The sequence below is a fragment of the Actinomadura fibrosa genome, assembly GCF_900659615.1.
Classification (GTDB): Bacteria; Actinomycetota; Actinomycetes; order Streptosporangiales; family Streptosporangiaceae; genus Spirillospora; species Spirillospora fibrosa.
In genome coordinates this window covers 1-3,817 of the sequence record NZ_CAACUY010000453.1, presented here as the reverse complement: position 1 = coordinate 3,817, position 3,817 = coordinate 1, and the positions used below count along the sequence as shown (strand labels likewise).

Annotated in this window: 3 protein-coding genes and 1 pseudogene; 2 read left to right on the top strand and 2 right to left on the bottom strand. The window is 76.1% G+C overall.

All coding sequences use genetic code 11. From position 1 onward, the window contains the following. Together E1300_RS48375 and E1300_RS48370 are read right to left on the bottom strand one after the other, a co-directional pair. The coding region (locus E1300_RS48375; RefSeq protein ID WP_131763980.1) for a glycosyltransferase family 2 protein at window positions 1-778 on the bottom strand (778 nt) is incomplete at its 3' end. A gap of 35 nt (window positions 779-813) precedes the next feature. Further along, window positions 814-1,701, bottom strand: a complete 888-nt coding sequence (locus E1300_RS48370; protein ID WP_131763979.1) for a glycosyltransferase family 2 protein — start codon at window positions 1,699-1,701, stop codon at window positions 814-816. Between the two features lie 243 nt (window positions 1,702-1,944). On the opposite strand from E1300_RS48370, the gene E1300_RS48365 reads away from it, so the two are divergent. Continuing rightward, on the top strand, window positions 1,945-3,621 hold the full coding sequence (locus tag E1300_RS48365; protein ID WP_131763978.1) for a carbamoyltransferase family protein: 1,677 nt from the start codon (window positions 1,945-1,947) through the stop codon (window positions 3,619-3,621). After that, window positions 3,618-3,817: pseudogene (locus tag E1300_RS48360) on the top strand (HAD-IIIA family hydrolase); the annotation flags it as partial. The gene E1300_RS48365 and the pseudogene E1300_RS48360, both read left to right, overlap by 4 nt.

Here is a 3,817-nt window from a genome sequence, read left to right as displayed (position 1 = left end):
CGTCCGGCGTGGCGAGGAGGGACGCGGCGGTCCGCGCGACCGCCGGGAGCGGCCGCCGCAGCCAGGCGGTCAGCAGCCGGTTGCGCGCCTCGCGGCGCCGCCGCGCCGAGGGGTCGCGCCCGGACCGCGACGGATGGTGGTGGACGACCAGCTCCGGCACGTAGGCCAGCCCCCATCCGGCGGCGGCGAGGTCGAGCGCCAGCAGCTCCTCCTCGCCGGCGAAGTGCAGCACGTCGGAGAAGCCGCCGGCGGCGAGGAAGGCGTCCCTGCGGACGATCGCCGAGCAGGCGAGGAACCCGAGCACGGCGGGCCCGGGAAGGTCGGCGGGACGGCCGAGCGGGGCGCACGCCATCTCCTCGGAGACCGCCTCCGTCCGCTCCTCCGGCCCGACGAGCACCCGGGCGGCGAGCAGCGCCGTCCTCGGGTGGGCGTCGAGGATCTCCACGGCCCGCCGGAGAGCGCCGGGAGCCCACCAGGAGTCGTCGTCGGCGAACGCGATGTACGGGGTGTCCGCGTGCTCGGCGCCCGTGTTGCGGGCGGCGGCTCCGCGGTTGTCCGGCAGGCGCAGCACGCGGGCGCCCGCCTCCGCCGCGACGTCCGGTGTGGCGTCGCCGGAGGCGTTGTCCACCACGATGACGGGCGCCTCGTGCTTGCGGAGGCTGCCGCGCAGCTCCTCGGCCCGGTCGCGGGTCGCGACCACGACCGTGACGCCCGGCGTCGGCGCGGCGGGCGCCGGTCCCTCGGGCGGCGGGGCATCGGGTCTCGGCGTGTCGGACATGGCGCGGCTCCCTCGCTCGGGAAAGGACGGGTGGGTCAGCTCACGTAGCGGCGGGCCTTGGAGTCGCGCTGGGACGCCTCCAGGGTGCGGAGCCGCGCCTCGACGTCCGGGGGCAGGCGGCGGCGCTCCCGGACGACCCACGGCAGCCCGGCGGCGGCCTCGGCCAGCGCGCCCGCGGTGACCCGGTCGCGGGGCAGCGTCCGCAGCAGCCCGGACGTGCGCCGGACCGCCACCGGCACCGGACGCCGCAGCCACGTGAACCAGAGGGTGTTGCGGATGCCGTGGCGGCGCCTCAGATGGGCCTCGCGCAGCGGCGACGGCTGGTGGTGGATCACGACGTCCTCGGCGTAGCACAGGTGCCAGCCGAGGGCCATGAGGTCCGCGGCCAGGAGCTCCTCCTCGCCGCCGAGCCACAGCCGCGGCGAGAAGCCGCCGGCGGCGCGGAACGCCTCGACCCGCACCATGGAGGCCCCGGCGAGGAACGACCCGAGCGCGGGACCGGGCAGCCACGCCGGCCCGGGGACGGGCGAGTCGCGCAGCTCCGGCACGATCGGGTCCTCGCGGGCGCCGGGCTCGACGAGGATGCGGCCCGTCACGACCGCGAGCCGCGGGTGCGCGTCCAGCAGGGCGGCCGCGCGGGACGGGGCGTCCGGGTCCCACCAGGTGTCGTCGTCGCAGAACGCCGCGTACGGGGTGCGGACGTGGTCGATCGCGAGGTTGCGCGCCACGGCGCCGAGGTTGCGCGGCGACCGGACGAGCCGGAACTCCGGGAAGCCGGCCGCCACGGCCGCGGCGGTGCCGTCCGCCGACGCGTTGTCGACGACGATGACCGGCGGGCCGCCCGGCAGGGCGCGCAGCCGCTCCAGCGTCGCCAGCAGCGAGCGGCGGCGGTCACGCGTGATCACGACCACGGTGAAGGACATGCGCGGCTCGTACCCGCCGTCCGCCCCCTCATGTACCGCCCGTCCCGGCCGCCCCCTCCGAGTGGCCGCCCACCTGGCACGACATCGTTTACCTGCGACTTTTCCGGCGCACGTGTTTAGGTCGGCCTTTCCGGGCAATGCCGAATCACCTATAGGGGATTTACTTCTCTGCTCCCCTCGGGCTCGATGTCCAAGACGACGGCATCGCCCCTTCATCCCACGCTGCGCCGAAACGGGGCTCTTATGCGCGTGCTCGGAATCAATGCGATTTTCCACGATCCATCCGCCGCACTGGTGGTGGACGGCCACATCGTGGCCGCCGCCGAGGAGGAGCGCTTCAGCCGCCGCAAGCACGGCAAGCGCCCGGTCGCCTTCTCCGCCTGGGAGCTGCCGGAGAAGGCCGCCCGGTGGTGCCTGGACGAGGCCGGGCTGGAGCCCGGCGACCTGGACGCCGTCGCCTACTCCTACGACCCCGGCCTGGTCGAGCCGGGCCTCGACGGGCACGACGCCCAGTGGGAGAGGCTGCGGACCCTGTACGCGCAGCGCGCCCCCGCCTTCCTCTCGACCGCGCTCCCCGGGCTGGACCCCGGCATCGTCCGGTACGTGCCGCACCACGTCGCGCACGCCGCGTCCGCGGGGCTCGCGGCGCCGGGCCCGGGCGACGGGGACGTGCTCGTCCTCGACGGCCGCGGCGAGTCGCACTCGCACCTGTCCGGGACGTACCGGAACGGCGAGCTGAGCACGCTGCACGCGCAGCGGCTCCCGCACTCCCTCGGGCTGATGTACGAGGACCTCACCGAGCACCTCGGGTTCCTGCGCTCCAGCGACGAGTACAAGGTCATGGCCCTCGCGTCCTACGGGGAGCCGCGCTTCCTGGACGAGCTGCGCGAGCACGTCGGCGCCACCGGCGACGGCGGTTTCGCGGTCGCGCCGATCGACTGGGGGGCGCTCGCCAAGGCCCGCCAGCCGGACGGCGAGTGGACCCGCGACCACGCCGACCTCGCCGCGAGCGTCCAGGCGCGCCTGGAGGAGGTGCTGCTGGACCTGGCCGGCTGGCTGCACGGCCGGACGGGGTCCCGGCGGCTGATGCTGGCGGGCGGCGTGGCGCTGAACTGCGTCGCGAACTCGCGCCTCGCGGACGCCGGGCCGTACGAGGAGATCTGGGTCCAGCCCGCCGCGGGCGACGCGGGCACGGCGCTCGGCGCCGCGCTGCACCTGGCGCGCGGCGCGGGCGAGCGGGTCGCCGCGATGCCGGGCGCCGACCTCGGCCGGCAGTGGGACGACGCGGGGATCGCCCGGTACCTGGACACCGCGAGGATCCCCTACGAGCGCCCGGACGACCTGGCCGCGACGGTCGCCGAGTCCCTCGCCCGCAACGAGGTCGTGGCCTGGTTCCAGGGCCGCTCCGAGTTCGGGCCGCGCGCGCTCGGGCACCGCTCGCTGCTCGCGCATCCCGGCCACGCCGGCAACGTCGAGCGGCTCAACGACGTCAAGGGGCGCGAGCAGTTCCGGCCGATCGCGCCGATGGTCGCGCTGGAGCACGCGCCGGAGATCTTCGAGGGGCCGATCCCGAGCCCGTACATGCTGTTCGTGCACCGGGTCCGGCCGGAGTGGCGCGAGCGGATCCCCGCGGTCGTCCACGTGGACGGCACCGCGCGGATCCAGACCGTCGCCGCCGAGGACGAGCCGCTGGTGGCGCGGCTGCTGGAGGAGTTCCGCCTCCGCACCGGCGTCCCGGTCGTCATCAACACGAGCCTGAACACCGCGGGCCGTCCGATGGTCGACGACCCGCGCGACGCGCTGGAGTGCTTCGGGTCGGCGCCGGTGGACCTGCTCGCGATCGGCCCGTACGTGGTGCGGCGCGCGGGCCGGGACGCGGAACGGGACGCTGGGCCGGACGCGGGGGTGCACGCCCGATGAGCTACACCGTCGTCGTCCCGACGATCGGGCGGGAGAGCCTGAGGGTCCTGCTGGACGCGCTGCTGGCCTCGCTGAACGGGGGCTCCGCCGCCGCACCCCACGAGATCATCGTCGTGGACGACCGGCCGCGGCCGGGCGCGCCGCTGCCGCTGCCGCCCGCCGCCGGAGTGGAGGTCCGGGTGCTGCGGTCGGGCGG